We start from the raw sequence: 24,125 nt of genomic DNA, 5'->3' as shown, positions 1-24,125 counted from the left end.
ATCCATCCTCAGGCCATTTCTCGCAGTTGGGGTTTGACCACTTTCCCGCCGGCGTTACGCGGCAACGCGTCGACGAACCGCACCGAGCGGGGTGCCTTGAAGTTCGCCAAATGCTCACGGGTATAAGCGATCACCGATTCTTCATCCAGATCTGCGCCGGGCTTGGGCACCACGAAGGCGCGGCCCACCTCGCCGAGTCGCTCGTCCGGCACCCCGATCACCGCCGCGTCCGCCACACCCTCCATCCGGGCCAGCACCTGCTCGACCTCGGCGGGGTAGACGTTGAAGCCGCCGCAGATGTACATGTCCTTGAGTCGGTCGGTGATGCGCAGGTTGCCGCGGTCATCGACGGTTCCGATGTCTCCGGTGTGCAGCCAGCCGTCGGAATCGATTGCGGCAGCGGTGGCTTCGGGATCGTCGAGGTAGCCCAGCATGACATTCGGCCCGCGCAACAGGACTTCGCCCGTTTCGTCGATGCGCAGTTCGAAGTCGGCGAAGGGGCGCCCGCAGGTGGTTGCGACCGTCACCGCGTCGTCCTCGGGGCGACATGCCGTTCCCATCCCGTTGGCCTCGGTTAGGCCGTAGGCGGTCAGGACGATGTCGATGTCGAGTTCGGACTGCATGCGTTCCACCAGCACCACCGGCACCGTCGCCGCACCCGTCACTGCGAACCGCAGCGAGCTCAGGTCGTAGTCGCCGCGGGCCGGGTGGTCCAGCAGGGTCTGGTAGATGGTCGGGGGGCCGGGCAGCACGGTGATGCGGTGTTGCTCGATCGCCTGCAACGCGCGCAACGGGTCGAACGTCAGGTGCGGGATCAGCGTCGCCCCGGTTTGCAGGCACGCCAGGATGCCGGCCTTGTAGCCGAAGTTGTGGAAGAACGGATTGATGCACAGGTAGCGGTCGTCGCTGGTGATCTTGCCGTTGGCGGCCCACGCGGCCGAGGCCGCCAACGACTGGCGGTGCGCACACAGCACGCCCTTGCTGCGGCCCGTCGTGCCCGATGTGAACAGGATGTCGCTGATGTCGTCGGGGGAGACGACGGCCGCGCGGGCGTGAACGGCGCTCAGGTCGCTGCCGCGCGAGATGAAGTCATCCCACGTCCCGTCATCGGCTTCGATGGGAATGCGCACGATGTCGCGCAAGGCCGGTAACGCGGAGCGGTCCAGGTCCGCCGCACGATCGTTGCCCAGGAACCGCCCCGCCGCGAACAGCACCGGCGCCGCGGTACGGGCCAGGATGTCGGAGGCCTCCGAGGCGGTGTAGCGCGTGTTCAGCGGCACCATGGTGGCGCCCGCGTGGTGAATGGCCAGGCAGGCCACCACCCAGTGCCAGGTGTTCGGCGACCAGATGGCCACTCGGTCGCCCGGTTGGACACCCAGCGCTATCAGCGCGGCTGCGGCCCGGTGAACCTCTTCGCGCAGGGCGGTCGAGGTGAAGCTGCGGTCATCGGTGATCAGCGCGGCGTGCTCGGGGAGTTGCTGGACGAGACGATCCAACGCCGCGGGCACGGTGCGCGGATCGGTAGTCACGGATACTCCTAGGCCAGATGCTCCTAACAAAGCAAGTGCTTGGTAGGTTAGCCTACAAGACATGCAGGACGTCGAGGAGTTCCGGGCGGAGGTCCGCCAATGGCTCGCCGACAATCTGGTCGGCGAATTCGCAGCTCTGAAGGGTCTTGGCGGCCCCGGGCGCGAGCACGAGGCGTTCGAGGAACGTCGTGCGTGGAACCAGCACCTGGCCGCTGCGGGGCTGACGTGTCTGGGGTGGCCGGTTGAACATGGTGGTCGCGGATTGTCCGTCGCACACCGGGTGGCCTTCTACGAGGAGTACGCCCTTGCCAACGCTCCGGACAAGGTCAACCACTTTGGCGAGGAATTGCTGGGACCGACGCTGATCGCGTACGGGACAGAGAAACAGCAGCAGCGGTTCCTGCCGCGCATCCTCGATGTCACTGAGTTGTGGTGCCAGGGATACTCCGAACCCGGCGCCGGCAGCGACCTGGCGAACGTCTCCACCACCGCCGAACTAGACGGCGACCAGTGGGTGATCAATGGCCAGAAGGTCTGGACATCGCTGGCACACCTGTCGCAGTGGTGCTTTGTGGTGGCGCGCACCGAGAAGGGATCGAAGCGGCACGCCGGCCTGTCGTATCTGCTGGTGCCGCTGGACCAACCCGGGGTGGAGGTGCGGCCGATCGTGCAGATCACCGGTACCGCCGAATTCAACGAGGTCTTCTTCGACGACGCCCGCACCGACGCCGACATGGTCGTTGGACAGCCGGGCGACGGTTGGCGGGTGGCGATGGGCACCCTTACTTTCGAGCGTGGCGTCTCGACCCTTGGCCAGCAGATCGTCTATGCGCGTGAGCTTTCCAATTTGGCCGAGCTGGCACGGCGCACCGGTGCCGCCGACGATCCGCTCATCCGGGAGCGGCTGACCCGCGCCTGGACCGGGCTGCGGGCGATGCGCAGCTATGCGCTGGCCACCATGGATGTCGAGCAGCCTGGTCAGGACAACGTCTCAAAGTTGCTGTGGGCCAACTGGCATCGCGACCTGGGCGAGCTCGCGATGGATGTCGCCGGCAAGGCGGGGCTGACACTGACCGACGGCGAATTCGACGAGTGGCAACGCCTGTACCTGTTCACCCGGGCCGACACCATCTACGGCGGGTCCAACGAGATTCAGCGCAACATCATCGCCGAGCGGGTGCTCGGCCTGCCCAGGGAGGTTAAGGGTTGAGTCTGTCCGAAGCGCCGAAAGAGATTGCTGGACACGGACTTCTGGAAGGCAAGGTCGTCGTCGTGACGGCGGCTGCAGGCACCGGAATCGGATCGGCGACCGCGCGTCGCGCGCTGCTTGAGGGCGCCGACGTAATGGTCTCCGATCACCATGAACGTCGGCTGGGGGAGACCGCCGACCAATTGTCCGCGTTGGGTCTGGGCCGGGTGGAGAGCGTGGTGTGTGACGTGACCTCGACCGCTCAAATTGATGCCCTGATCGCTTCGACCACCGCGCGGTTGGGTCGCCTGGATGTGTTGGTCAACAACGCCGGGTTGGGTGGGCAGACGCCGGTGGCCGACATGACCGACGAGGAGTGGGACCGGGTACTGGATGTTTCGCTGACGTCGGTGTTTCGGGCCACTCGGGCCGCGCTGCGCTACTTCCGCGAGGCGACCCACGGTGGCGTGATCGTCAACAACGCAAGCGTGTTGGGTTGGCGGGCGCAACATTCGCAGTCGCACTATGCCGCCGCCAAGGCGGGCGTGATGGCCTTGACCCGGTGCAGCGCAATCGAAGCCGCCGAGTACGGGGTCCGGATCAACGCGGTATCGCCCAGCATTGCCCGGCACAAGTTCCTGGACAAGACAACGTCGAGCAAGTTGCTGGACCGGCTGTCGGAGCGCGAAGCCTTCGGTCGCGCCGCCGAGCCGTGGGAAGTGGCGGCCACCATTGCGTTCCTGGCCAGTGACTACTCGAGTTACCTAACGGGTGAGGTGATTTCGGTCTCCAGTCAGCACCCCTAGGCCGGTCGCGGAATCAGCGATCCGATCCGGTTTGGAGGCCCTGGTTGCGTGCGGGCGGTCCGGTCAACGCGTCAGGCCAGGTTCTTCAGCAGTTGAACAAGGCTAAAGAAGCCGGCCATGTCGTTGCCTATGTTGAGGAAGCCGGAGATTCTGCCGGCGATCAAGTCGCCTATACCTGTGTTGAAGAATCCCGACATCTGGCCGCTGATGGCTCCTCCGCTGGCGTTGTTGAAGAAGCCGGAGATAGAGCCACTGTCAAGCCCGCCGGGTGTGGTGTTGAAGAAGCCCGATCCTCCCAGATTTCCTGAGTTGCCAAAGCCCGAGGTAAAGATGCCGCTGTCGGTGGCGAACCCGCTGCCTGTGTTCCCGCTGCCCGAATTGAACAAGCCGGTGTTGAAGTTCCCCGAATTGCCGTCGAATGTGTTGCCAACGCCTGAGTTATGCATGCCGGTGTTCACTTGGCCGGAGTTTCCGAACCCGGTGTTTATATCGCCCGAGTTCCCGATGCCGGTGTTCGCGTAGCCTCCATTGCCAATGCCGAAGTTGCCTTGGCCGGCGTTTCCGAAGCCGATGTTGCCAAAACCGCTGTTACCTATGCCAATACCCTGGAGTTGGCCCAGGTGAGCAGGATTCGCATTGGAGCCTGAGTTGAAGATGCCGACGTTGCCGTCGCCGGAGTTGAAGAAGCCGATGTTGTTGGTGCCCGAGTTGAAGAGGCCGATGTTGCCGCTACCAGAGTTCAGTCCGAAGGTGAATTGACCAGTCGCGGTATCGTAGTACGTGCCACCGATACCGATCAGATTATTGCCGGTCAGGCCGAAACCGATGTTGTTATTTCCGGTATTTCCTGCGCCCTGGTTCCCGATGCCGTTGTTGCCTAAGCCGAAGTTACCGCTGCCCAAATTCCCAAACCCGATATTTCCGGGTTCATTAGCGGAGTAGTTGGCGTTCCCGAAGCCTCTGTGCCCGTGGCCGATGTTCCCGAAGCCAATGTTGTTACTGCCGGCGTTACCGCTGCCGATGTTCTCTTTGCCGATGTTGCCGCCACCGAAGTTGCCGTGGCCGAAGTTGCCGATACCGACGTTGCCGGCACCATCAAGACTGTTGTTGCCAAAGCCGATGTTGCCGCCGCCCTGGTTCCCGACGCCGAAATTCGGATCACCTGGTTCGGCCCGGCCGACCCCTCCGGCGCCGAACAGCTGGCCGATACCCGGCAGGCCCTGGAGCGTCTGCTGCCACGGCGCCAGCTGCGCGGCCACGGCCGAGACTGCGGAGTGATAGCCCGTCATCGCCGCCACGTCGGCAGCCCAAAACTCCTCGTAGGCGCCTTCGACCGCGGTGATAAAGGGCGCGTTGAAGCCGAAGAAGTTCGAACGCACCAGCTGAACGAACGCATCGCGGTTCGCCGCGACGGCCAGCGGATGAACGACAGCGGACTTGGCTGCCTCGAAGGCGCTGGCCACCGCCTTGGCCTGTCCGGCCGCATCCGCGGCGTGGGCCGAAGCTGCGTTCAAGAACGCCGAGTACGGCGAGGCGGCGGCGGCCATCGCGGTCGCGGACGGACCCTGCCAGGCGCCGCTGACCAAATCTGAAGTCACCGAAGAGAAGGAGTTCGCGGCCGCGCTGAGCTCTTCGGCCAACCCTGACCACGCCGCCGAGGCCTGCAACATCGGGGCCGAACCCGCGCCGAGGTACATCCGCAACGAGTTGATTTCGGGCGGCAAGACCAAGAAGTTGACCATTGTGACCTCCGTTAACGTCCGTCGTTTCGGATCGAGCAGCCTGCGACAGGTGTGAAGATACGGCGGCATAAGGGGCCAAATCTACGTTTTGCAAAGGTTTATTGTCGGTAAGGCAGAATTTGAAACACATGGTCAATTTCGATTGCAACACTTGGTCAATAGCCGCCCGGATCCGCAGTCGGCTGAATTGTCCTGAACGGACTGATCAGGACTCTCAACACGCGCGATCCTTGAAGGTCCCAGGGGGCCTGCGTTTCCATGTTTGGCAGGCCAAATACTGGCCGATAAGTCGGTCTGATGTCAGCCAGAATAAATGCCTATAACAGCTGCGGTTGCGCCTATCTATAAAGCCGGTACCGCTCAAATTTCCGCGGAAAAGCCCGAATTGCGGTTGCCGCTACTAGGGGAAGGTGCTTAACTCAAAGCGCTGGAAAACTACGTCAACGTGTCAGGTCAAGTCCTTCAACAGTTGAACGATGCTGAAGAAACCGGCCATTCCGCTGCCCCTATTCAAGATGCCAGAGATTTGGCCAGCAATCGCATTACTCACACCAGTATTGAAGAATCCTGAGATCTGGCCGTTAAGCACTCCGCCGCTGGCGCTGTTGAAGAAGCCGGATATTCCACCATCTCCGAGCCCACCGGGTGTTGTGTTGAAGAAGCCGGACCCTCCTGCGTTTCCTGAGTTGCCGAAGCCCGAGCTAGTGGCACCACTATTGGTGTTGAACCCGCTGCCGGTGTTCGCGTTGCCGGAGTTGAAGAATCCGGTGTTGAGGCTGCCCGAATTACCATCGAACGTGTTTAAGTTGCCCGAGTTCTCCATGCCGGTGTTCAGCAGCCCTGAATTTCCCAGGCCGGTATTCAGAGTGCCCGTGTTCCCGAATCCGGTGTTCGCGAAGCCCGTGTTGCCAATACCGAAGTTGCCTTGGCCGCTGTTTCCGATGCCGATGTTGCCGAAGCCGCTGTTCCCTATGCCAATACCCTGGAGTTGGCCCAGGTTGGCAGGATTCGCATTGAAGCCGGAGTTGAAGATGCCGACGTTGCCGTCGCCGGAGTTGAAGAAGCCGATGTTGCCGGTGCCCGAGTTGCCGAAGCCGATGTTGCCGGCGCCGGAGTTGAGGCCGGTGAATGTGAACTGGCCGTTCGCGGTGTTGTAGTAGGCGTTGCCGATGCCGATCAGGTTGTTGCCGGTCAGGCCGAACCCGATGTTGTTGTCGCCGGTATTCCCGGCACCCAGGTTCCCGACACCGTTGTTGCCGAACCCGAAGTTGTTGCTGCCGACGTTCCCGAATCCGATACTGCCGGGCCCGTTGGCGGAGTTGTTGACATTTCCGAAGCCCCTATTGCCGTTGCCGTTATTCCCGAAGCCAATGTTGCCGTTACCGGCGTTGCCGCTGCCGATGTTGCCGTTGCCGTTATTGCCGCCGCCGAAGTTGCCGCTGCCGGTGTTGCCGTTGCCGATGTTGCCGGCACCGTTGCCGCTGTTGTTGCCATTGCCGATGTTGCCGCCGCCCTTGTTGCCGACGCCGAGGTTGGGATCACCCGGGGCGGCCGGGCCGACTCCTCCGGCGCCGAACAGCTGGCCGATGCCCGGCAGGCCCTGCAGCGTCTGCTGCCACGGCGCCAACTGCGCGGCCACGGCCGAGACTGCGGAGTGATAGCCCGTCATCGCCGCCACGTCGGCAGCCCAAAACTCCTCATATGCGCCCTCGACGGCGGCGATAAAGGGGGCGTTGAAGCCGAAGAAGTTCGAACGCACCAGCTGAACGAACGCATCGCGGTTCGCCGCGACGGCCAGCGGATGAACGACGGCGGACTTGGCTGCCTCGAAGGCGCTGGCCACCGCCTTGGCCTGTCCGGCCGCGCCCGCGGCGTGGGTTGAAGCTGCGTTCAGGAACGCCGAGTAGGGCGAGGCGGCGGCGGCCATCGCGGTCGCGGACGGACCCTGCCAGGCGCCGCTGACCAAATCGGAAGTCACCGAAGAGAAGGAGTTCGCGGCCGCGCTGAGCTCTTCGGCCAAACCGGACCAGGCTGCCGAGGCCTGCAGCATCGGGGCCGAACCCGCGCCGAGGTACATCCGCAACGAGTTGATTTCGGGCGGCAAAACCAAGAAGTTGACCATTTTGACCTCCGTTGATGTCCGTCGTCAGGATCAGCACGCCGTCACACGTGTGAACATACGACTGCAAACGGGACCGCAGGTGAGTTTTGCCGAAGTTTGTTAGCGGGAACTTCGACCCGAAACCCCTCACTTTCAGCGAACGCACCGCCGCGTTGGCCAGCAGCCGTCAGCGCCCCACGCCGGCGGCCGGAAACTCGGCGGGGCTGTTAGCTCAAGCTCTTCAATAGCGAAACGATGTTGAAGATGCCGGGGATGCCTGAGCCCATGTTGAGCAGGCCAGAGATTTGGCCGGCTATCGTGACCCCGCCGGGGCCGGTTGGTGCTCCGGTGTTAAAGAAGCCGGAAATTAGGCCATTCGTGCCGATCACGGGGCTTGCGCCACTAGCGGTGTTGAAGAAGCCGGACATAAAGCCGTTGCCAGCGGCACCTGACGCTGTGTTGAAGAAGCCGGAGCTTCCTAGATTGCCCGTATTCCCGTAGCCCGAATGTAGGTTGCCGCTGTTCGTGGTGAAGCCGGAGCCCGAGTTTGCGTTGCCGGAATTGAAGAATCCGGTGTTTCTGGTACCCGAGTTTCCGTCGAACGTGTTCCAACTGCCCGAGTTTTCCATCCCCGTGTTGAAGGCGCCCGTGTTCCCGAAGCCGGTGTTTACGCTGCCTGTGTTCCCGAAGCCGGTGTTGCCGCTTCCTGTGTTTCCGATACCGAAGTTGCCTTGGACAGCGTTGCCGATGCCGATGTTCCCAAAGCCGGAGTTCCCAATGCCAATGCCCTGAAGTTTGCCTAGGTCGGCGGGATTGACGTTGTGACCGGAGTTGAAGATGCCGACGTTGCCGTCGCCGGAGTTAAAGAAGCCGATGTTGCCGGTACCCGAGTTGCCGAAGCCGATGTTGCCGCTACCCGAGTTCAGACCAATGGCGAATGTGCCATCCGCCGTGTTGTAGTAGGTACCGCCGATGCCGATCAGGTTGTTGCCGGTAAGGCCGAACCCGATGTTGTTATCGCCGGTGTTTCCGGCACCCCGATTCCCGACGCCGGTGTTGCCGAGTCCGATGTTGTTGCTGCCCTCATTCCCGAAACCGATATTGCCGGGGCCGTTGGCGGAGGTGTTGACGTTTCCGAAGCCTCTGTTCAGGTTGCCGTTGTTGCCGAAGCCAATGTTGCCGTTACCGGTGTTACCGCTGCCGATGTTGTTGTCGCCGGTATTGCCGCCGCCGAAGTTGCCGCTGCCGGTGTTGCCGTTGCCGATGTTGCCGGCACCGTTGCCGCTGTTGTTGCCATTGCCGATGTTGCCGCCGCCCTTGTTGCCGATGCCCAGGTTGGGATCACCCGGGGCGGCCGGGCCGACTCCTGCCGGTGCGCCGAAGAGCTGGCCGATGCCCGGCAGGCCCTGCAGCGTCTGCTGCCACGGCGCCAGCTGCGCGGCCACGGCCGAGACTGCGGAGTGATAGCCCGTCATCGCCGTCACGTCGGCAGCCCAAAACTCCTCGTAGGCGCCTTCGACGGCGGCGATGAAGGGTGCGTTGAAGCCGAAGAAGTTCGAACGCACCAGCTGAACGAACGCATCGCGGTTCGCCGCGACGGCAAGTGGATGAACGACGGCGGACTTGGCCGCCTCGAAGGCGCTGGCCACCGCCTTGGCCTGTCCGGCCGCGCCCGCGGCGTGGGTAGAAGCTGCGTTCAAGAACGCCGAGTACGGCGAGGCGGCGGCGGCCATCGCGGTCGCGGACGGACCCTGCCAGGCGCCGCTGACCAAATCGGAAGTCACCGAAGAGAAGGAGTTCGCGGCCGCGCTGAGCTCTTCGGCCAACCCTGACCACGCCGCCGAGGCCTGCAACATCGGAGCCGAACCCGCGCCGAGGTACATCCGCAACGAGTTGATTTCGGGCGGCAAGACCAAGAAGTTGACCATTGTGACCTCCGACGATGTCCGGCGTTCCGGATTAGAACGTCGTAACAGAGAAAAATACGGCTATACACGACACCGCATGTACGTTTTGCGAAAGAAACTTGGCGAAAAAAAGTCAGGATGGATTTTGTCGGACCAACGCCCGGGGCGCTCGTTGGCCGAGCAAGTGCTTGGTTGGTAGTCTGTCCGGGTGGACCGAGTGACCGGTCAGGCTAATAGCCGGCGAGACGAGCTGCTGGCGCTCGCCGCGACGATGTTTGCCGAGCGTGGGCTACGCGCGACCACCGTGCGAGACATCGCGGATGGTGCCGGAATCCTCTCGGGCAGCCTGTACCACCACTTCGCTTCCAAGGAAGAGATGGTGGACGACCTGCTACGCGGCTTCCTGGACTGGCTGTTCGAGCGCTACCAACAAATTATCGACAACGAGCCCAACCCGCTGGAACGCCTCAAAGGGCTGTTCATGACCTCTTTCGAAGCGATCGAGCACCGGCATGCGCAAGTCGTGATCTACCAGGACGAGGCCCAGCGGTTGTCGTCGCAACCCCGGTTTTCCTATCTCGAGGAACGCAACAGACAGCAGCGAAAGATGTGGGTCGACGTACTCAATCAGGGCATCGAGGAGGGCTACTTCCGGCGCGACCTCGACGTCGACCTGGTTTACCGATTCATCCGTGACACCACATGGGTGTCGGTGCGCTGGTATCAACCCGGCGGGCCGCTCACCGCAGAGCAAGTGGGTCAGAAGTATCTCGCCATCGTGCTTGGCGGGATCAAGACAGAAGGAGTCTGAAAATGCCCGAGGCGTACGTCGTAGAGGCCGTACGGACCGCGGTCGGCAAGCGCAACGGCGCCCTGGCCGGGATACATCCCGTCGACCTAGGCGCATTGGGGTGGCGCGGACTGTTCGACCGGGTCGATGTTGACCCCGCCGCCGTCGACGATGTGATCGCCGGTTGCGTGGACGCGATCGGCGGCCAGGCAGGCAACATCGCGCGGTTGTCATGGCTGGCCGCGGGCTACCCCGAAGAGGTGCCCGGAGTCACCGTCGACCGACAGTGCGGGTCCAGCCAGCAGGCCATTTCCTTTGGGGCCCAAGCGATCATGGCCGGCACGGCCGACCTCATCGTGGCCGGCGGAATGCAGAACATGAGCCAGATCCCGATCTCGTCGGCGATGATCGTCGGCGAGCAGTTCGGATTCACCACGCCGACAGCCGAGTCCAAGCAATGGCTGCACCGCTACGGGGATCAGGAGATCTCTCAGTTCCGTGGCTCGGAGCTCATCGCCGAGAAGTGGAACCTGTCTCGGGAAGAGATGGAACAGTACGCGCTGACCAGCCATGAGCGCGCGTTCGCGGCGATTCGCGGTGGCCACTTCGACAACGAAATCATCACTGTGGAAACCGAATCCGGCCCGTTCCGGGTGGATGAGGGTCCGCGAGAGACGTCGCTGGAGAAGATGGCCGGCCTCAAGACATTGGTCGATGGCGGCCGGCTGACGGCGGCGATGGCCAGTCAGATTTCCGACGGTGCCAGCGCTGTCCTGCTCGCGTCCGAACAGGCGGTCAAAGATCATGGACTGACGCCGCGCGCGCGCATTCATCACATCAGCGCCCGGGCTGCGGACCCAGTGTTCATGTTGACCGGCCCCATTCCGGCCACCCGCTACGCGTTGGAAAAGACCGGCCTCTCCATCGACGACATCGACACCGTCGAGATCAACGAGGCGTTCGCGCCGGTAGTGCTGGCCTGGCTCAAGGAGATCAAGGCGGACCCGGCGAAGGTCAATCCAAACGGCGGCGCGATCGCACTCGGGCATCCGTTGGGCGCTACCGGTGCCAAGCTGTTCACCACCATGCTGAACGAATTGGAACGAATCGGTGGTCGTTACGGACTTCAGACCATGTGTGAGGGTGGCGGTACGGCTAACGTCACCATCATCGAGCGGCTCTGAATTCGGCGAAGGTCCGTCGCTGGCCACGGTGTGTGGAAAGCTGCAGGTCTATGAGCACCAATCCGTTTGACGACGAGAACGGCCGGTTCGTAGTTCTGGTCAACGACGAGGAGCAGCACAGCCTGTGGCCGACCTTTGCCGCGATCCCGGAGGGTTGGCGGGTCGTGTTCGGCGAAGACTCTCGACAGGCATGTCTGGACTACGTCGAAGAGAATTGGCCGGACATCCGTCCGAAGAGCCTGCGTGACCGGCTCGCCGAAGGGTCAGGATAAGGAGCCCGACTTCTTGTATGAGTGCGTAATACCACTAACCGCCGCGACGCACAGGTCGGCGATCGCGGCGGCAAGTTCGGCAGGGGGTTCCTGGGGATCATCGAGCCAGTTTTCGATGAGCTGGTTTGCCCCGCCCACGATGAACTGTGCGACGCGTTTCCACTCTGGACTATTCGGTGTGTCGGGGCCTAGGACGTCCGGGGTGTACTGGACGACTGCATCGGCGATCATGTCGAGAATGCGCGTGCGGTGTTCGGCGAGGCCGGCGACGCTGCTCACGTCCTGGGTGGCGATGCGGTGGATGTGGGGGTCGGCGGCGAGGATCTCCAGGAACGCTTGGAGCGCCGAACGTAGCTTGTCCTTCAGGGTGCCCGGGTCGCCGATGCCGGCGAGGACCAGTGCCTGCAGCAACTCGTCGCGAACGTCGTCGGAAACGGCGAACAGCAGCGCTTCGCGGTTCGGGAATTGCTCGTAGAAGTAGCGGGGGGTCAGACCAGCTACTGAGCACACGCCGCGGATCGTGACGTCGGAGATTCCTGACTCACCCCAGATGCGCCGACCTGCGGCGAGCAGCTTACGGCGGCGTTCGGCGATGCGGTCGGCTGCGCTCACGCCGCCGTAACCGCGTACCACCTCCGCTCGCTTCATTGACAGTCAGGGTACCCGAAGCTAGTTTCTGACCACAGTTGTTATCCAAAATTTATTTTCGAGAATTTTCCGCGAGAGGAGCGTGGATGAACCAGGCGGTTCCGGCGCGCCATCCTGATGGACCGCGCCCGGTTCCTCCCGCCATCAGACTGCTTGCGCTGGTGCTCGGCTTGCGTGGACCCAATGCCGAGGAGATGCGGCGGCTCGGCGAGCGCTTGACCGTGGGCGACGAGCCGATGGACCGTCTGGTCGAGTGGATGTCGGCCGCCGGAATGGAGCAAACCCGGCCGTTGTTCGAGCGCGCCTTGCTTGACGGCATCGCCAACGTCCCCGACGCTCCGGAACCATTGCGCGATTTCTTCGTCGAGGTTGAGACGGTTCCAGACTGGGTCGACTGGGATCTCGTGCGCCGGGGCCAAAAGGCGCTGCGCAGTGGCGGCGCCGACGGCATGTACGTCGCGCGCGACGTGTCACTTCTTGGCGGGTACCAATTCGCGGCGTTCAACCAGACGCTGCTTCGAACGGGAGCGCTGGAGAAGGGGTCGAACAAACGGTTCGCCGAGACGATGCAGTGGGCGATGGACGTCATCTCCAAAGACGGCCTGGCCCCGCTCGGAGTGGGCTACCGGTCCACGCTCCGCGTCCGCTTTATTCACGCGTTGGTCCGACGGCACGTGGCGACAATGCCAGACTGGCGTGCCGACCTGTGGGGCCTGCCGATCAACCAGACGGACATGGCGGCCACGCTCGTCGGCGCACTCATTGCCCCACCGGTTGGCGGCATCGGCATGGGAATACTGCTTACGCCAAGGGAATTCGACGCAATCGCGCATGTGACCCGGTATGCCGGCTGGCTGATGGGTGTCCACGAGGAGTGGTTACCGCAGAGCTTTCGAGACGGTGTCCGCATCCTGTATCACACGCTGAGCGCGATCTCGACACCCGACGAAACCACCAAACAACTGGCGGTGCCGATGGCTGCGGACCCGCTGAGCTGGAACTACGAATGTCTGCCTAGCCTGCGCCGTCGCCTCGCTTGGGCCCAGCACTTGTCTGTTACGAGTGGCTTTCTCGGACGTGGTGGCATGGCCACGCTCGGCTTGCCGACCTACATTCCACCCGTTTATCCGCTCTTGCGGTTCCCGTTCAACGTCACCCGCAGCCTCGTCGCCCTGAGTTTGCCGGGCGGGCGCAGCCGCGCGGCGGTGCGCGGCGAGCGTGAGCATAAAGCGTTGATGCAAACCATGATTGGCGACAGCGGAGCCACCGTCGGTGAGGCCGCGACGCACGTGGATGGAGTCGCCTGAGGGCTAGCGCTTGGGCGTCTGGCCGTCTGGACGTGTGGACGCCGGGTGTGAATCTCTTGCGTTTGGTGCTAGGGCTCGACGACTACGCGGAATACTCCCTTGGACTTGTCCTGGGCTACCCGGAAAGCCTCCACGGCGTCCTCGATGGGGAACCGGTGTGTGATCAGGGTGCTGGTCAACTCCGGACGTGAGGCCAAGAGGGCCGCGGCCTCGGCGAAGTCCCGGCGCCGATAGTGACTGCAGTAGCCAAGCGAAGGACGTATCGCGACTTCTTTGCTGAACGCCGCGTCCATCGGCCACACCGTACCGGGGGGATAAAACCCCAGGTGCACGACCGTGCCACCCACTCTCGCCAGTTCGACGGCACGGCTGAGACCGCTTTCACTGCCTGCGGTTTCAATGACCACGTCGTATCCGCTCGTCGGCAGGCCGGCGCCAATGAGTTCGCGAGCGTCGTGCTGATGGGGGTGGCGCGCTTCTAGGTCGACCTCAGCCGCGCCCATCTGTTGGGCTGCCGCGGCGGTGAGGATTCCGATGGCGCCCGCTCCGACCACAGCTACCCGACAGTGTGGTCCGATCCCAGCTTGGTGGCAACTGTGCCAGGCCACGCTTGCCGGTTCGACAAGGCAGCCGTCGGCGGGGTCCAGCCCAGACGGCAACGGTACGAGCATGTTGCGCGGTGCCCGGAACCATTCGCTCATTCCGCCAGGGCTCAGCATCCCAGGTGCTGTCGGTCCTTCGATGCACATGTTGAAGAGGCCCTGTTCGCACTGTTCGCATCGGCCGCAGCCGAAGAAACCTTCGACGGCGACGGCCGTGCCGTCGTCGAGCAACCCGGCGAACTCGTGGCCCGCGATCTGAGTGCTGCCGAACTGCAAGTATTTCAGGTCCGACGCGCAAATCCCCGTCGCCACAACACGGACAAGCTCTCCGACGCCGTCCGGTTCATCGACATCGACGACCTCAATCGTGGGCGGGGCATTGCGCACTGCCTTCACGAGATGTCCTCCCCGGGTGGAGGGTGAGTCGTTCGTCGGTGGGTACAGGTGGCAGCGTATCGGGCCGGGGCGTGGTAGCCCAGTGATGAGTGGCGGCGGCGGTGGCCGGACGCTAAGCGTCGTAGTCGACGGAGACGAACGGTGTCGTCGGATGCGACTGGCAGGTCAGGATGTAACCCGCGTCCAGCTCGGACCGGCCCAACGCAAAGTTGTGGTCCATCTCCACTTTGCCCTCGACGAGTTTGGCGCGGCAGGTGCCGCACGCGCCGCCCATGCACGCATAAGGCGCATCGCTGCGGCGTTGCAGCGCGCCTTCCAGAATGGAGTCCCCGGGGGTTAGATCGAAGGTCTCCTGTTTCCCGGACAGCGTGAAGGTGACGGTCGCCGTGTCGTACGACTGCTGGGTAGTCGGCGCATCCGCGTACCCGAAGAAGAGCTCGACGTGAATGTGCTCGGGGGCCACGTCATGCTCGACCAACACATCCCGCAGATTCGAAATCATCTCGAGCGGACCGCAGAGGAACCACTCGTCAACATCGGCCGGGCGCAAGCGATCCGCCAGCCAGGTGCTGAGCTTGTCCCGGTCGATGCGCCCACGCAGCTCCGGAATGTGCAACGACTCGTTGGACAGCACATGCAAGATCTCGAGTCGGTCCGCATAACGAGACTCCAGCCGGTCGAGCTCGGCGCGGAACATCGTCGACTCCCAAGTCCGGTTGCCGTAGATCAGGGTGAACCGGCTTTCGGTCTCGACCTCGAGCGTCGTCGCGATGATGGACAGCACCGGCGTGATCCCGCTGCCGGCGACCAGACCGACGTAGTGCTTGCGGTTCAGCGGATTCAGCGGGGTGCCGAATCGCCCCGTCGGCGTCATCAGCTCCAGTACGTCGCCGGCCTTGAGGTCGTTGGCCACGAACGTCGAAAACGCCCCGCCCGGAATGTGCTTGACGGCAATCCTCAGCTGGGCACGGGTGGCAGGAGCGCAGATCGAATAGTTGCGCCGAACGTTCTGGCCGCCTAGGTCGGTGCGCACGGTGACGTGCTGTCCCGGCTCGAAGCGGAACGCGTCCTGTAGCTCCTCGGGCACGGCGAACGTGACGAGCGTGCTGTCGGCGGTGATGGGATCGACCGACGCGACCGGGATGCGGTGCAGCACCGCGTGCGTCGAGCTCGAGCGGGTAGGCATCCGCACCGGCAGCAGTTTCGCGAGCCGGCCGTTCAGTTCCTTCCACTCGCGGTATTCGTCCGGATTCAGTTGCTGCCCAAAGACCGTGCCGATGGCGGCATTGCGCTCGAGGTAGGCCTCCTCGTTGCGCCGCCACGTCCGCAGATACCGGTAGAACGGCACCGACGGGTGCAGATGGTGCACCAGGTGATAGTTCTGCGACAGCAGCACCGGGGTGAACAGCCACTCCGCGCCGACGCGGTTACGGGTCGCCCGGTAGCGGTTGGAACGCTGAGTGTCCTCCAACCCGTGGTGGGGCAGCCAGTCGAACCACCACGCCAGGATGGTGACGCCGATGCGTTGCGGAATCAGGAACACGACCGCCAGCGTCCAGAAGTGGCCGGTGACGATCGCGACGATGAGCCCGGTCAAGCTCAGGGTCAACATCACCAACGTCTCGGCGACCTCGGCGACTGGGCGACTGCGGGCACGCGGCAGGTAGTACCGCAGGTAGAAGTACTCCACCGCCGGCCAGCGAAACGGCAGCTGCCACCACTTGCCGTGCGACGCGAAGGTGTCGGGGTCCTGTTCGTCGTCGTTGGAGTGGCGGTGATGCTGGATGTGGATGTACCCGAACGACGGGAAGGCGACCACCGGCCCGACGAGCAGCCACGCCAGCCGGCCGAACAATCCATTGACCCAGCGCGTCGAGCTGATCGAGTAGTGCGAAGCGTCGTGCACGACGGTGAACATGACGAACGTGACTGCCGCGTTGACGGGGATGGTGACCCACGCGGGCGACCAGCCGTTGATGTAGCCGATCGTGGATACGACGAACGCCGTCAGCGCGGCGAAGTAGATCCCGACGGTGGGCAGAGCGAGCCTGGGAACCGACTCGCCGGGGTCCGGCAGAGCATGGGGCGCGGCCGACTCAGGCGCCGCGTGGTGCTTCTCGACGGTCGTCATAGCGCGTAGCCTAGCCCACGTACCCGACGACCTCAGAGTGTAAAGTTTTTGGACTTTCCGCTGGTTACTGGCGTTTTTGCGGTCTACCTGGGGCGTCGGTGACGTTCGCGTAGATTTGCCGAGCCTATTCGATGAGCGCGGACGCCTGCTGCAAATGCTCGATCGCGTCCCGCACGATCGACTCGATCAATTCGGCGCAGGACGGCAGGTCGTCGAGAATCCCGGCGACCTGGCCCGAGGCCAACACCCCGGCGTCGGTGTTGCCCTCGACCAACCCGGCCTTGAGCAACATCGGGGTGTTCGCCGCCATCACCACCTGCGACCAGGTCAACTCCTTGCCGTGGCGCATGGCCAAGCCGTCTTGAATCATCGACCGCCAAGTCATCCCCGACATCTGCTTGAACTTGGCGGCATTGCGCACCGCAGCAGTAAAGCCCCGGGCCCGCGAGCCACTCTCCAGCTTCTCCACCAGTCCCGTGCGCAGCACGCGGTGCGGCATGCCGTCGACGCGGGTGGTGACGACCGTGCCGTCCAGTGCCGACTCCAGGTAACGCCGCTTGACCGCTTCGGGCACGGTGGAGTCCGAGGTGAGCAGGAACCGGGTGCCCATGGCAACGCCCGCCGCGCCGTAGGACAACGCCGCGGCCAGTCCGCGCCCGTCGAAGAATCCGCCGGCGGCGATCACCGGGATGCCGGTGCCCTTGACCGCGTCGAGTACCGACGGCAGCAGCAGGGTAGTCGCGACGGGTCCGGTGTGGCCGCCGCCTTCGCCGCCCTGCACGATCATCGCGTCGGCGCCCCAGCTCGCGACCTTGCGCGCATGCTTGGCCGCACCGATGGACGGAACCACCACGGCGCCAGCTTCTTTGAGCCGGGCGATCAGCTCCTGCTTGGGTGCTAGGGCAAAGGATGCCACCTTGACGCCCTCGCGGATCATGAGCTCGACGCGATCGCCGGCGTCTGCGGCGTCCGCTCGGATGTTGACCCCAAACGGTTTGTCGGTGTTCGCCTTGACTTTCTTGATCGCCGTTGCCAATTCGTCCAGCGTCATGGTCGCCGAGGCCAAGATGCCGAGTCCGCCCGCATTGGCTGTCGCCGACACCAGTCGCGCGCCGGCCACCCAACCCATCCCCGTCTGCACCACGGGGTGTTCGATCCCGACGAGTTCGGTCAGCGGTGTGCGCAGTCTCACGACCGTATCTCTCTGTCGCGCAGCGCCTTCGGGTCGATCACCTCGCGAATCAAACGAAGTTCTTCCTCGGTGGGCTGCCGTGATTCCTCGGCCTCGTCGAGTCCGTGCACCTCAAACGACGTGGCTTCACGCACCTCGTCGGGGGTCACCCCGGGGTGCAAGGACAGGGCGCGCATGGTGCGGTCCGGGCCGCCGAAGTCGAACACACCTAGGTTCGACACCACCCGGTAGACGTTGACGAACCGGAATGCCGGATTGTCCTTGTCCACCTTGTCGTAACCGATACCGGAGACAATGTCGACGGAGTCGGTGAAGACCCGCTTGGAGTGGTTACCCACCCAGTAGCTGGTCGCGTGGTTGATGGTGTTGCCCGGCGAACCCCGCACGCCGAACATCTGCCGGGTTGGCTTCTGCAGCGGGCCAAATGCCGAAATGTTCTGATTGCCGTATCGGTCAACCTGATTCGCGCCCATCACAACGTGGCGCCAGCCCCAGGCCAACGTTTCGAACACCCGACCGAACGGCATCCAGCCCTCGACGGCTCCCGGCTTGCCCAGCGCTGGGGTGTCGGCCAGCAGTTGCGCCTCGCCGTCGGTCAGCAGGATGTCGGGAGAGAACGTGAGACGCGCCAAACGTGCTCCCACGGAGGCCATGTTCGTCATCGGGCTGATCATGATTTCGCCCGCATCCCGGAACAATTCGGCACAGGCGACCGCGCATATTTCTGCTCGGGTGCTCACTTGGCTGCCTCCTCACCGAATGCGCGCACGGCTTTCTGGTAGTCCTCTTCGCTGCCGGACAGGTACGTCTGAACGAACTGCTGCCAGCCCTCTTCGGAACCTGCGGCCTCGGCGTAGTGCCGTTGGAACTTCTCGTCGCGTCCGTAATCGGGTGCGGCGGTGGTGAAGTGCGCCCCACCCGGTGCCTCCACCACGGCGTCGACCATCATGCGGTTGATCAAAAGTGCCTGCGGGGGTACGGCTTTGATGAGATCCTCGGTCGGGACAATCCGCTCGACGGAGAGGAAGCGCTTGTCGGCGGCCATCAGGAACAGGTCATCGAAGTAGGGGTCGATGCCGGTGTAGGCCGCATTGCCTTTGGCGTCACCGATATTGAGGTGGGCGAAGGCCGCGTCCAGGCGCAGTGCCGGCATCGCGATCAGCTTCTCGTACCCGCCCCCGGGCGCAGGGTAAGGGCTGGTCACCGTTTGCAGCTCACCTTCCCAGAAGTCGAGCACCGAGCTGCCCAGACCGGCCCGGATGGGCAGGAACGGAAGCCGTTGTGCGGCAGCCTGTAAGCCGCAGCGCAGCATGCCCTCGTCCATCTCGCGGGCCTCGATCGCGCCGCTGGTGCGGGCTTTGGCGAACCACGGGTCGTAGAACGGCGGCGAATCCAGCGAAACGAACCCGTAGTAAACGCGTTTCACCTTGCCTGCCGAGCACAGCAACCCCAGGTCGGGACCGCCGTAAGTGACTACCGTCAGGTCTTTGATATCGGTGCGCAGGATGGCGCGCACGAAAGCCATCGGTTTGCGCCGCGAACCCCAACCGGCGATGCCGATGGTCATACCGCTTTCCAACTGGGCTACGGCCTCGTCCAGGGTGGTGACCTTGTTCGTCATTCCTTCTTGCCCTTCGACGTGCCGGCGAACGCGTCGCGGTGCTCGTCGGCGACACCGGCGAGGTTGAGTTCGAACGTAAAGCCTTGTTCCATGCGATAGCTCGAGTTCACTCGTTGTACGTCAATGAAGTTCAGCGCTTCCTTGGCGGCACGGATGACCCGGGTGTCCTTCGCGGCGATGTCGCGGGCAACCCGTAGCGCCGCCTCATCCAGCTGGTCGCGGGGGACCACCTCGTGCACCGAGCCGAAGTGGTGCAGCGTGGCCGCGTCCACCGTCGCTGCGGTGAAGAACAACCGTCGCATCATGTGCTGTGGCACCAACCGGGACAGGTGGGTGGCGGCGCCGAGTGCGCCACGTTCCACTTCCGGCAAACCGAAGGTGGCGTCGTCGGAAGCGACGATGACGTCCGAGTTGCCCACCAGGCCGATGCCGCCGCCGACGCAGAAGCCGTTCACCGCCGCAACCACCGGCACCGCGCACTCGTAGACCGCACGGAATGCGTGGAAGCAGCCGCGGTTGGCGTCGATCAGCGCGGTGAATCCCTCGGTCCGCTGCATCTCCTTGATGTCCACACCGGCGTTGAAGCCGCGGCCTTCCGCGCGCAAGATCACCACGTGCGTCTCGGGATTGGCGCCGGCGGCTGTGATCGCGTCGCCTAGCTCGAACCATCCGCGCGAGGGAATGGCGTTGACGGGCGGATAGTCGACGGTGACGGCGACTATGCCGGGTTCCACGGTGGAGGATGTGATGGTCATGGCACTTCCTGCTGGGGTCCAAGTTACCTAAGCAAGCACTTGCTTGGTACGCTAGCACAGTGGACGGCATCAATTTCGGGCTGGCTGGGCGAGTGGTGCTGGTGACGGGGGGCGTTCGCGGCGTCGGCGCAGGTATCAGCTCGGTGTTCGCCGGGCAGGGCGCGACGGTCGTGACATGCGCCAGACGTGCAGTCGAAGGCTTGCCCTATGAATTCCATTCCTGCGACGTTCGCGACGAGGAGGCCGTCAAGGCCCTGATCGACGCGATCGTGGACCGGCACGGCCGGCTCGACGTCGTGGTCAACAATGCCGGCGGTTCGCCGTATGTGCTGACTGCGGAGTCCAGTCCGAAGTTCAACCGCAAGATCATCGAGCTGAATCTGATTGGTGGGCTGTTTGTTTCGCAGTACGCCAACGACAAGATGCAAGCTCAGCCTGAGGGTGGGTCGATCGTCAACATCTGCAGCCTCAGCGGTCGACGCCCGTCACCGGGCACCGCCGCGTACGGCGCAGCGAAGGCCGGCCTGGAGAGCCTCACGCAGACGTTTGCCGTCGAGTGGGGCCCGAAGGTCAGGGTGAACGCCTGTGTGGTCGGCATGGTGGAAACCGAACAGGCGGACCTCTTTTACGGCGACGCCGAGTCGATTGCCGCGATATCCGAGAACGTGCCGTTGGGCCGACTAGCCAAGCCCGACGACGTCGGTTGGGCCGCAGCGTTTTTGGCTTCAGACGCGGCCTCATACATCAGTGGTGCCACGTTGGAGGTGCACGGTGGCGGCGAGCCGCCGCACTACCTGGCCACCACGAACGCCAGTGCGGTCAAGTAGAGGAGAGCAAAAATATGGGAGTGGTTGACGGCCGGGTAGTCATCGTCACCGGGGCGGGCGGCGGTATCGGTCGCGCACATGCGCTTGCTTTCGCGGCAGAAGGCGCGCGTGTGGTGGTCAACGACATCGGGGTGGGGCTGGACGGCTCACCCGCAAGCGGTGGCAGCGCGGCGCAGGGCGTCGTGGACGAAATCGTCGCCGCCGGTGGCGAAGCCGTCGCCAATGGATCCAACGTGGCCGACTGGAACCAGGCAGCCGAACTGGTTCAGACTGCCGTCGACACCTTCGGTGGACTGGACATCCTGGTGAACAACGCCGGCATCGTGCGCGACCGGATGATCGCCAACACCAGCGAGGAGGAGTTCGACGCCGTCATCGCCGTGCACCTCAAGGGTCACTTCGCCACGATGCGGCACGCGGCGTCCTACTGGCGCGGGCTTGCCAAAGCCGGTCAGGCGGTGGACGCGCGCATCATCAACACCAGTTCCGGCGCCGGGCTGCAGGGCAGCGTCGGACAGGGCAACTACAGCGCGGCCAAGGCCGGCATTGCGGCGTTGACGCTCGTTGCGGCGGCCGAACTCGGACGCTATGGGGTGACCGTCAATGCCATTGCGCCGTCGGCCCGCACCCGCATGACCGAGACGGTCTTCGCCGAGATGATGGCAACGCAGGACCAGGATTTCGACGCGATGGCGCCGGAGAACGTCTCGCCGCTGGTGGTGTGGCTGGGTAGCGCCGAGTCGCGTGACGTCAACGGGCAGGTGTTCGAGGTCGAGGGCGGCAAGATCCGGGTCGCCGAGGGATGGGCGCACGGTCCGCAGATTGACAAGGGCGCCAAGTGGGACCCCGCCGAGTTGGGCCCCGTGGTCGCGGATTTGCTGGCCAAGGCGCGCACGCCGGTCCCGGTCTACGGCGCAGGTGCCTAGAGCATGTCGTCAACTCAGGCGTTGAGACTGCGTCCTGGGCGGAGAAATGCGAGTAGACACCGCCCAAAGCGCAGACTCAACGCAGAATTGACTAGGGTTCGCAGACTACGAGCGGGATGACGCGATCGGTCCACGTCTTGTAGTCGTCGAGCGGCGGATAAACGGCCGCGAGCTGAGACCAGTATCGTTCGCGCTCTTCGTCATTGGCGTCGCGGGCCTGCAGCTGCAGCACCTCTTTGCCGATCTGCACCTGTACCTTCGGGTTGGCCTTCAGGTTGAGGTACCACAACGGGTGTTTGTCGGAGCCGCCCCGTGACGCGGGCACAACTACGCGGTCGCCGTCACGCACATAGATCAACGGAGTCACCCGCGGTTCGCCACTCTTGCGGCCGATGGTGGTCAGCAGCGCGACCGGGGCCTTCTGAATCGTGCCGCCGAGCTTTCCGTTGCTGAGCCGGTACAGCCGGGTGTTGAAGCGCGACATCCACTTGATGAAGAAGTCGGCGAACGGCGAATTCAAGAACCGTGGTGCTGTTTTCGGCATGGCGGTAATCCTAGCTATGACTGGCTACGAAGGAATGGCTTGAAGTGTGCCCGGATGTGCTGAATCTCAGCCTTCCCGCTGGGACTCTCGGCAGGGATCACGAAGGTCTCGTCGACCCGTGCGGCGATCCGCCGGCCGGCCACCGCCGCCTTGGTCAGCACGTCGTAAACGGCGTGCACCTCGTCGCCGTCGATGCGGTAGTCCGGCGTTGTGGCGTCGGCGATGATCCGGTACTGAAGGCCGCGATTGAGGCTGCGCCGCAAGTGATTTCCGGAGAAGCCATTCTTGAGGCCCAGCTCGATGCGGGTGCAGCCAGCCGCGAACGGGACCGCCGCGGCGTCATGACTGACTAACGCATCGATGTATGCCTGCGCGGCCCCGATCCGGCTTTCGTCGGAGACAAGCACTGACTAGATGCGCTCGATGATGGTGCCCGTCGAGAGGGCGCCACCGGCGCACATGGTGATCAACGCGGTGCTCTTGTCGGTGCGCTCCAGTTCGTGCAGCGCGGTGGTGATCAGCCGGCTGCCGGTGGAGCCCACCGGGTGTCCCAGCGCGATGGCTCCGCCGTTGACGTTGACGCGATCCATGTCGGGCTCGTGGACCCGGGCCCAGGACAGCACGACGGAGGCGAAGGCCTCGTTGATCTCGACGATGTCGATGTCGCCGATCTTCATGCCAGCCTTCTCCAGCACCTTCGCCGTCGACTGCACCGGACCGTCGAGGTGGTAGTAGGGCTCGGCGCCGACGAGAGCGTGGCTGACGATCCGGGCGCGCGGGCGCAGACCGAGTGCCTTGGCCTTGTCTTCGTCCATCCACAAGACCGCGGCCGCGCCGTCGGAAATCTGCGACGACGTGCCGGCCGTGTGGATGCCGCCTTCGATCACCGGCTTGAGCTGGCTCAGGCCCTCCAGGGTGGTGTCGCGCAGGCCCTGGTCGCGGGTCACGGGTGCGCGCTCGTCCGTAGGCCGCTTGTTCTCGTCCAGCACCGGGGCCTCGATCGGCGAGATCTCCCGGTCGAAGCGGCCCTCGGCCCACGCCAGCTTGGCCTTGCGCTGCGAGTCGAAGCCGAACTGGTCGATGTCCTCGCGCGTGATGCCGCGGCGCTTGGCGATCCGCTCGGCGGCGGTGAACTGGTCGGGCAGGTCGATGTCCCACGATGCGGGCCGCAGGATGCTGCGGTCGGGACCCGCATTGGCGCCGAGGCCCACCCGGCTCATGGCCTCGATTCCGCATGCGATGCCGATGTCGATAACGCCGGCCGCGATCAGGCCGGCTACCAGACCGTTGGCCTGCTGACTGCTGCCGCACTGGCAATCCACCGTCGTAGCGCCGACGTGCTCGGGCAGGCCGGCCACGAGCCAGCTCACTCGGGTGATGTTGTTCGACTGCTCGCCGAACTGCGTTACGCAGCCACCGACGACCTGTTCGACGTCGCCGGCGTCAATACCGGCCTTCTCCACCAGCGCCTTCTGAGTCGCCCCGAGCAGCTCGGTGGCGTGCAGTCCTGATAGCCATCCCCCGCGCTTGCCGATCGGGCTGCGAGTGGCTTCGACGATTACCGGGTTACCCATGTGGCAAGGCTAGAACACGTTTCATTAATATGACAAGCAAGGATGCTCTGATGCCTTTTGCCTACGGTGAAGGCATGTTTTA

At 64.0% G+C, this 24,125-nt stretch carries 22 protein-coding genes; 8 read left to right on the top strand and 14 right to left on the bottom strand.

The features are described from left to right. Positions 1-8 precede the first annotated feature (8 nt). Complete coding sequence (fadD3, locus tag G6N68_RS25285) at positions 9-1,529, bottom strand: 3-((3aS,4S,7aS)-7a-methyl-1,5-dioxo-octahydro-1H-inden-4-yl)propanoate--CoA ligase FadD3 (RefSeq protein ID WP_163718978.1); 1,521 nt, start codon at positions 1,527-1,529, stop codon at positions 9-11. A gap of 61 nt (positions 1,530-1,590) precedes the next feature. Here fadD3 and ipdE1 point away from each other — a divergent pair, with 61 nt between their 5' ends. Together ipdE1 and ipdF are read left to right on the top strand one after the other, a co-directional pair. Beyond that, positions 1,591-2,739: an acyl-CoA dehydrogenase IpdE1 gene (ipdE1, locus tag G6N68_RS25280; RefSeq protein ID WP_163718977.1), complete on the top strand. Its 1,149-nt coding sequence runs from the start codon at positions 1,591-1,593 to the stop codon at positions 2,737-2,739. Then, positions 2,736-3,524, top strand: a complete 789-nt coding sequence (gene ipdF / locus G6N68_RS25275; protein ID WP_163718976.1) for a (5R,7aS)-5-hydroxy-7a-methyl-1-oxo-2,3,5,6,7,7a-hexahydro-1H-indene-carboxyl-CoA reductase — start codon at positions 2,736-2,738, stop codon at positions 3,522-3,524. The genes ipdE1 and ipdF overlap by 4 nt, the downstream gene beginning before the upstream one ends. Positions 3,525-3,595: 71 nt before the next feature. On the opposite strand, the gene G6N68_RS25270 is transcribed toward ipdF, so the two are convergent. From G6N68_RS25270 to G6N68_RS25260, 3 genes are all read right to left on the bottom strand, one after another. Then, complete coding sequence (locus G6N68_RS25270; protein ID WP_163718975.1) at positions 3,596-5,266, bottom strand: PPE family protein; 1,671 nt, start codon at positions 5,264-5,266, stop codon at positions 3,596-3,598. A gap of 448 nt (positions 5,267-5,714) precedes the next feature. Next, positions 5,715-7,388, bottom strand: a complete 1,674-nt coding sequence (locus G6N68_RS25265) for a PPE family protein (RefSeq protein ID WP_163718974.1) — start codon at positions 7,386-7,388, stop codon at positions 5,715-5,717. Between the two features lie 206 nt (positions 7,389-7,594). After that, entirely contained in the window at positions 7,595-9,295 is a 1,701-nt protein-coding gene (locus G6N68_RS25260) for a PPE family protein (RefSeq protein ID WP_163718973.1), read from the bottom strand. Positions 9,296-9,482: 187 nt separating this feature from the next. Between G6N68_RS25260 and kstR2 the strand changes: the two genes are divergently transcribed. From kstR2 to G6N68_RS25245, 3 genes are read left to right on the top strand one after another with little or no spacing between them, the layout of a single operon-like run. After that, positions 9,483-10,085 carry a TetR family transcriptional regulator KstR2 gene (kstR2, locus tag G6N68_RS25255; RefSeq protein WP_163718972.1) on the top strand — a complete coding sequence of 201 codons (603 nt, stop codon included), beginning with the start codon at positions 9,483-9,485 and terminating at the stop codon, positions 10,083-10,085. Between the two features lie 2 nt (positions 10,086-10,087). Beyond that, a complete protein-coding gene (gene fadA6, locus G6N68_RS25250) occupies positions 10,088-11,248 on the top strand; it encodes a steroid 3-ketoacyl-CoA thiolase FadA6 (RefSeq protein ID WP_163718971.1) in 1,161 nt (386 codons plus the stop codon). 50 nt (positions 11,249-11,298) lie between these two features. Beyond that, the gene (locus tag G6N68_RS25245) at positions 11,299-11,520 is read left to right on the top strand and encodes an MbtH family protein (protein ID WP_163718970.1); all 222 of its coding nucleotides are present in this window, start codon (positions 11,299-11,301) and stop codon (positions 11,518-11,520) included. On the opposite strand, the gene G6N68_RS25240 is transcribed toward G6N68_RS25245, so the two are convergent. After that, complete coding sequence (locus G6N68_RS25240; protein ID WP_163718969.1) at positions 11,512-12,168, bottom strand: TetR/AcrR family transcriptional regulator; 657 nt, start codon at positions 12,166-12,168, stop codon at positions 11,512-11,514. The genes G6N68_RS25245 and G6N68_RS25240 overlap by 9 nt on opposite strands. An 86-nt stretch (positions 12,169-12,254) precedes the next feature. Between G6N68_RS25240 and G6N68_RS25235 the strand changes: the two genes are divergently transcribed. Then, positions 12,255-13,475, top strand: a complete 1,221-nt coding sequence (locus G6N68_RS25235) for an oxygenase MpaB family protein (protein WP_163718968.1) — start codon at positions 12,255-12,257, stop codon at positions 13,473-13,475. A 68-nt stretch (positions 13,476-13,543) separates the two neighbouring features. Here G6N68_RS25235 and G6N68_RS25230 read toward each other — a convergent pair whose 3' ends face one another. From G6N68_RS25230 to echA20, 6 genes are all read right to left on the bottom strand, one after another. After that, positions 13,544-14,473, bottom strand: a complete 930-nt coding sequence (locus G6N68_RS25230; protein WP_163718967.1) for a zinc-dependent alcohol dehydrogenase — start codon at positions 14,471-14,473, stop codon at positions 13,544-13,546. A 112-nt stretch (positions 14,474-14,585) separates the two neighbouring features. Then, positions 14,586-16,604, bottom strand: coding sequence for a fatty acid desaturase (locus tag G6N68_RS25225; RefSeq protein WP_163718966.1), 2,019 nt, complete (start codon positions 16,602-16,604; stop codon positions 14,586-14,588). Between the two features lie 124 nt (positions 16,605-16,728). Continuing rightward, complete coding sequence (gene ipdC, locus G6N68_RS25220; RefSeq protein WP_163718965.1) at positions 16,729-17,796, bottom strand: (3aS,4S,5R,7aS)-5-hydroxy-7a-methyl-1-oxo-octahydro-1H-indene-4-carboxyl-CoA dehydrogenase; 1,068 nt, start codon at positions 17,794-17,796, stop codon at positions 16,729-16,731. Then, positions 17,793-18,536 carry a cholesterol ring-cleaving hydrolase subunit IpdB gene (ipdB, locus tag G6N68_RS25215; protein ID WP_163718964.1) on the bottom strand — a complete coding sequence of 248 codons (744 nt, stop codon included), beginning with the start codon at positions 18,534-18,536 and terminating at the stop codon, positions 17,793-17,795. Before ipdB ends, ipdC begins: the two co-directional genes overlap by 4 nt. Next, complete coding sequence (gene ipdA, locus G6N68_RS25210) at positions 18,533-19,417, bottom strand: cholesterol ring-cleaving hydrolase subunit IpdA (RefSeq protein WP_163718963.1); 885 nt, start codon at positions 19,415-19,417, stop codon at positions 18,533-18,535. Before ipdA ends, ipdB begins: the two co-directional genes overlap by 4 nt. Then, positions 19,414-20,172, bottom strand: coding sequence for a (7aS)-7a-methyl-1,5-dioxo-2,3,5,6,7,7a-hexahydro-1H-indene-carboxyl-CoA hydrolase (gene echA20, locus G6N68_RS25205; protein ID WP_163718962.1), 759 nt, complete (start codon positions 20,170-20,172; stop codon positions 19,414-19,416). Before echA20 ends, ipdA begins: the two co-directional genes overlap by 4 nt. A gap of 11 nt (positions 20,173-20,183) precedes the next feature. Here echA20 and G6N68_RS25200 point away from each other — a divergent pair, with 11 nt between their 5' ends. After that, positions 20,184-20,999, top strand: a complete 816-nt coding sequence (locus G6N68_RS25200) for an SDR family oxidoreductase (protein ID WP_371871753.1) — start codon at positions 20,184-20,186, stop codon at positions 20,997-20,999. Positions 21,000-21,013: 14 nt separating this feature from the next. Then, a complete protein-coding gene (locus G6N68_RS25195) occupies positions 21,014-21,925 on the top strand; it encodes an SDR family oxidoreductase (RefSeq protein ID WP_163718961.1) in 912 nt (303 codons plus the stop codon). Positions 21,926-22,016: 91 nt separating this feature from the next. Here G6N68_RS25195 and G6N68_RS25190 read toward each other — a convergent pair whose 3' ends face one another. The 3 genes from G6N68_RS25190 to G6N68_RS25180 are packed head-to-tail and all read right to left on the bottom strand — an operon-like array spanning position 22,017 to position 24,043. Next, on the bottom strand, positions 22,017-22,469 hold the full coding sequence (locus G6N68_RS25190) for a nitroreductase family deazaflavin-dependent oxidoreductase (RefSeq protein ID WP_163718960.1): 453 nt from the start codon (positions 22,467-22,469) through the stop codon (positions 22,017-22,019). A gap of 14 nt (positions 22,470-22,483) precedes the next feature. Then, entirely contained in the window at positions 22,484-22,876 is a 393-nt protein-coding gene (locus tag G6N68_RS25185) for a DUF8021 domain-containing protein (protein ID WP_163718959.1), read from the bottom strand. A 3-nt stretch (positions 22,877-22,879) separates the two neighbouring features. Continuing rightward, a complete protein-coding gene (locus tag G6N68_RS25180) occupies positions 22,880-24,043 on the bottom strand; it encodes a steroid 3-ketoacyl-CoA thiolase (protein WP_163718958.1) in 1,164 nt (387 codons plus the stop codon). Positions 24,044-24,125 lie beyond the last annotated feature (82 nt).

Source organism: Mycobacterium bourgelatii, assembly GCF_010723575.1.
Taxonomy (GTDB): domain Bacteria; phylum Actinomycetota; class Actinomycetes; order Mycobacteriales; family Mycobacteriaceae; genus Mycobacterium; species Mycobacterium bourgelatii.
This window is presented reverse-complemented; position numbering and strand designations above follow the sequence as displayed.

Coding starts and splice junctions, on each gene's coding strand:
- ipdE1 (WP_163718977.1), top strand. CDS start 1,591: ATGCAGGACGTCGAGGAGTTCCGGGCGGAGGTCCGCCAATGGCTCGCC.
- G6N68_RS25270 (WP_163718975.1), bottom strand. CDS start 5,266: ATGGTCAACTTCTTGGTCTTGCCGCCCGAAATCAACTCGTTGCGGATG.
- G6N68_RS25265 (WP_163718974.1), bottom strand. CDS start 7,388: ATGGTCAACTTCTTGGTTTTGCCGCCCGAAATCAACTCGTTGCGGATG.
- G6N68_RS25260 (WP_163718973.1), bottom strand. CDS start 9,295: ATGGTCAACTTCTTGGTCTTGCCGCCCGAAATCAACTCGTTGCGGATG.
- fadA6 (WP_163718971.1), top strand. CDS start 10,088: ATGCCCGAGGCGTACGTCGTAGAGGCCGTACGGACCGCGGTCGGCAAG.
- G6N68_RS25245 (WP_163718970.1), top strand. CDS start 11,299: ATGAGCACCAATCCGTTTGACGACGAGAACGGCCGGTTCGTAGTTCTG.
- G6N68_RS25240 (WP_163718969.1), bottom strand. CDS start 12,168: ATGAAGCGAGCGGAGGTGGTACGCGGTTACGGCGGCGTGAGCGCAGCC.
- G6N68_RS25235 (WP_163718968.1), top strand. CDS start 12,255: ATGAACCAGGCGGTTCCGGCGCGCCATCCTGATGGACCGCGCCCGGTT.
- G6N68_RS25225 (WP_163718966.1), bottom strand. CDS start 16,604: ATGACGACCGTCGAGAAGCACCACGCGGCGCCTGAGTCGGCCGCGCCC.
- ipdA (WP_163718963.1), bottom strand. CDS start 19,417: ATGACGAACAAGGTCACCACCCTGGACGAGGCCGTAGCCCAGTTGGAA.
- echA20 (WP_163718962.1), bottom strand. CDS start 20,172: ATGACCATCACATCCTCCACCGTGGAACCCGGCATAGTCGCCGTCACC.
- G6N68_RS25195 (WP_163718961.1), top strand. CDS start 21,014: ATGGGAGTGGTTGACGGCCGGGTAGTCATCGTCACCGGGGCGGGCGGC.
- G6N68_RS25190 (WP_163718960.1), bottom strand. CDS start 22,469: ATGCCGAAAACAGCACCACGGTTCTTGAATTCGCCGTTCGCCGACTTC.
- G6N68_RS25180 (WP_163718958.1), bottom strand. CDS start 24,043: ATGGGTAACCCGGTAATCGTCGAAGCCACTCGCAGCCCGATCGGCAAG.